At 71.6% G+C, this 3,074-nt stretch carries 3 protein-coding genes; 2 read left to right on the plus strand and 1 reads right to left on the minus strand.

The features are described 5' to 3' along the window. Positions 1 to 10 precede the first annotated feature (10 nt). Complete coding sequence (locus ACFXB5_RS52470) at positions 11 to 985, minus strand: carbohydrate kinase family protein (protein ID WP_385222936.1); 975 nt, start codon at positions 983 to 985, stop codon at positions 11 to 13. Positions 986 to 1,156: 171 nt separating this feature from the next. On the opposite strand from ACFXB5_RS52470, the gene ACFXB5_RS52475 reads away from it, so the two are divergent. Continuing rightward, positions 1,157 to 1,384 (plus strand): hypothetical protein, encoded by a 228-nt coding sequence (locus ACFXB5_RS52475; protein ID WP_385222939.1) that lies wholly within the window; start codon positions 1,157 to 1,159, stop codon positions 1,382 to 1,384. Positions 1,385 to 1,475: 91 nt separating this feature from the next. After that, positions 1,476 to 2,969, plus strand: coding sequence for a hypothetical protein (locus ACFXB5_RS52480; RefSeq protein ID WP_385222941.1), 1,494 nt, complete (start codon positions 1,476 to 1,478; stop codon positions 2,967 to 2,969). Positions 2,970 to 3,074 lie beyond the last annotated feature (105 nt).

The following is a 3,074-nucleotide window of genomic DNA, read 5'->3' on the forward strand; positions in this document are numbered from 1 at the left end:
CCCCACGGGTTCAGGGGAGGCGGGCCGCGATCTCGCCCGCCGCGTCATGGCCGTACGCCTTGGCCAGGCGCTCCATGAAGTGGCCGCGGCGCAGCTCGTACTCCTGCGTGCCGACCGTCTCGATGACCAGCGTCGCCAGCATGCAGCCCACCTGGGCGGCCCGCTCCAGCGAGAGGTTCCAGGACAGACCGGAGAGGAAGCCCGCGCGGAAGGCGTCGCCGACGCCGGTCGGGTCGGCCTTCTGCTCCTCCTCCGGGCAGCCGACGACGACGGGCTCCTCGCCCTCGCGGTCGATCCGCACGCCCTGGGCGCCGAGCGTGGTGACGCGGGTGCCGACCTTGGCGAGGATCTGGTCCGCGGTCCAGCCGGTCTTGGTCTCGATCAGCGCGGCCTCGTACTCATTGGTGAAGAGGTACTCCGCGCCGCCGATCAGCATCCGGATGTCCTCCCCGTCCATGCGGGCGAGCTGCTGGGAGGGGTCGGCGGCGAAGGCGATGCCGCGCGAGCGGCACTCCTCGGTGTGGCGGACCATGGCCTCCGGGTCGTCCGCGCTGATCAGCACCAGGTCGAGGCCGCCGACGCGCTCCGCGACCGGCTGGAGCTCGATCTGGCGGGCCTCGCTCATGGCGCCGGTGTAGAAGGACGCGATCTGGTTGTGGTCGGCGTCGGTGGTGCACACGAAGCGCGCGGTGTGCTGGACCTCGGAGATATGGACGGACGCGGTGTCCACACCGTGCCGGTCCAGCCAGGCGCGGTAGTCGGCGAAGTCCTCGCCGGCCGCGCCGACCAGGATCGGGCGCAGACCCAGCACACCCATGCCGAAACAGATGTTGGGACCGACTCCGCCGCGGCGGACGTCGAGGGTGTCGACCAGGAAGGAGAGGGAGACCGTATGCAGCTGATCGGCGACCAGCTGATCGGCGAAACGGCCGGGGAAAGACATCAGATGGTCGGTGGCGATGGAGCCGGTTACGGCGATACGCACTGAGTCGCTCCTGCGGGGCAGAGAGATCGGACGCTTCACGCTATCTGCTCGGCCCGGCCCATACGAACGGAAGAAACTACCCGATAGTAGGTCTTTTTTCACCGACAGCCGCTGAATACGGTGCGTGGATACGGGGGACGCGTCGGCGACACCCAAGGACCGGGAGGCATCATGCCCCAGCACCTCACCCCCGCTTTTCCCGCCACCGGGGCCATCGAGCCCGAATATCTGGAGGAGCTGCGCGGCGACGGGGCGCGGATGGCGCCGCACTGGACGGTCACCATATCGGCCGCTCCCACCAGGCCCGTTTCCCCGGTCGCCGCCTCCCGCATCCGGGGGATCACGGTGCCCGCCACATCGGCCGATCTGCTGGCCGGCATGTCCGATTACGGCGATTGACGGAACCGGCCGCGCCCCGGCTCCGTCTCATCGGCATCTCCTCGCGAGGGATGGGACCGTAGAACGTGAGCGGAGCCGAAGGAGCGAAACGGTGAGCACCGAGGACACCGACACCCCGCAGACCCCCGACGACGACACTTCCCGTGCGCGCCGGCGCTCGCCGCTGGCCGTCGTTTCGGTCGCGGCCGCGGTGCTGGTCGCCGGTGGTGGCGGCGCCTACTGGGCCTCCACCGCGGCGGACGGCGGCACCCGGGGTCCGGGCGCGTCGGGCGAGGACGGATCGCCGAAACCCCTCGCATTGGACGCCTACGCCTCCCCGGGCGGAGACCCGGGCGGAGACCCGGGCGGGAACGAGGGCATCGCGCCCGGTGAGCCCGACCCGCACGGCGGCCGCTATGTGGTGACGGGCAAGCTGCCGGACGGGCCCGACGAGGCCCCGGTGTATCTGACCGACCCGAAGGTCGCCAAGGCCGATGTGGCGCGGCTGGCGAAGGCCCTGGACGTCTCCGGCAGCCCCCGCGCCGACCACGGGTACTGGAAGGTGGGCGGCGCCCCGGACGCGAGCGGCCCGACGCTGCGGGTGAGCCGGACCGGGCCGGGCAGCTGGTCGTACTCCCGCTACGGGGCGCCGGGTGACACGGCCTGCGTCCACCCGGACGGGAAGAAGGCGCCGCAGACCACGCGGACCGACAAGGGCGACGGGGCGGACAAGCCCAACAAGGCCGACCAGAGCTGCCCCACCTACCGCGACGGCGACAAGCGCGGCGACAACGGCGCCTCCGACGGCCGCGACAAGGCCGTCTCCGAGGAGAAGGCCCAGAGCGCCGCCGAGCCGGTGCTCAAGGCGCTCGGGCTGTCGGACGCCAAGCTGGACGCGAGCGGCCTCTACGGCGCCGTGCGGATGGTGAACGCGGACCCGAAGGTGGGCGATCTGCCCACCTACGGCTGGGGCACCAATCTGCAGGTCGGCGCCGACGGCCAGCTGGTCGGCGGCAGCGGGACGCTGTCGAAGCCCAAGGAGGACGACACCTATCCGGTGCTCGGCGCGGACCAGGCGCTGCAGCGGCTGAACTCGACGTCGGGCAGGAGCGACGGCCCCTCGGGCAAGGTGAGCGTGCGCAAGGTGACCTTCGGCCTCGCCTCGCACATGGTGGACGGCCGGCGGGCGCTGGTGCCGTCGTGGATCTTCGAGACCAAGCCGACCGGGACCAACCGGGTGGCGGTCACCCTCCCCTACCCCGCGGTGAAGCCGGAGTTCATCAAGAAGGCGAAGGAGCCGGGCCACTCCCCCTCGCCGGGCAAGGGGGACAGCACCTCCAAGCCGGATCACCTCACCTCGTACAGCGTGGACGGCAAAACCCTGACGCTGCGCTTCTGGGGCGGGGTCTGCAACACCTACTCGGTCTCCGCGAAGGAGACCTCCGACAAGGTGACGCTGGACCTCAAGAGCAAGCCGAAGCATCCGGGGCGGGCCTGCATCCTCATCGCCAAGCAGCTGGAGCAGAAGGTGACACTGAAGGAGCCGCTGGACGGCCGGAAGGTCGTGGACGGGTCCACCGGTGAGACGGTGCCGCTGCGGAAGTGAGCGAACGGCTCAGGACAGCCGGAAGGGGGGGGGGGCGCGGGGGCCCCCCCCCCCCCCCCCGCGGGGGGGGGCCCCCCCCCCCCGCGCGCGCGCCGAGAGTGGGCC

The sequence above is a fragment of the Streptomyces sp. NPDC059455 genome, assembly GCF_042750115.1.
Taxonomy (GTDB): domain Bacteria; phylum Actinomycetota; class Actinomycetes; order Streptomycetales; family Streptomycetaceae; genus Streptomyces; species Streptomyces endocoffeicus.

Bases quoted from the DNA above. Each gene is read 5' to 3' on its own strand.
- ACFXB5_RS52475 (WP_385222939.1), top strand. From the start codon at position 1,157: ATGCCCCAGCACCTCACCCCCGCTTTTCCCGCCACCGGGGCCATCGAG.